The 545-nt window shown below is 44.8% G+C and carries 1 protein-coding gene; it reads right to left on the reverse strand.

The window, feature by feature from the left end; genetic code table 11:
- On the reverse strand, positions 1–545 hold a 545-nt coding region (locus A3757_RS04090; RefSeq protein WP_197469740.1), incomplete at both ends, for an efflux RND transporter permease subunit.

Here is a 545-nt window from a genome sequence, read left to right on the forward strand (position 1 = left end):
AGGTCCTTTTGAATATTGTAAACCGAGTTATGTTCTGTATTGACGTATGCGCTCACGGTCACCACTCGCTTGCGCTCATAGCGGCGAATATTATTCGGTGCCTGTCGGAAGTGAATATCAGCAATTATTGACAAGTCTATATAGCTGCCATCTGCTATCAAAATTGGCAGGTGCTCCAGGTACCACATCGAAGCTCGTTCTTCTTCAGGCAAGCCTAGCCAGACATCGACTTCATCATCTTGCGTTTGGATCGTTTGCACCACTTCACCCTGATACGCCCTATTGACTTGCCTGATAACCTGCTCAAGCGTTAGTCCAAGTGAAATAGCGTTATCCTTTAAGGTGATCTGCGCCTGTTTTTTCTTTTCATTAAGGGAGTCTGCCAAGTCATAAGTTCCGCTGTAATGACTCAGTTTATCCTTTAACTGTTTCGCAGCAGTTTCAAGCTGTAAGCGATCATAACCGGAAAGCTCAATATTGATATCAGGCTTTGAGGGGCTTAGGCTAGAACTAAAACTAAGCTTGCTTGCTCCATCAATACGGCC

The sequence above is a fragment of the Oleiphilus sp. HI0117 genome, from assembly GCF_001635235.1.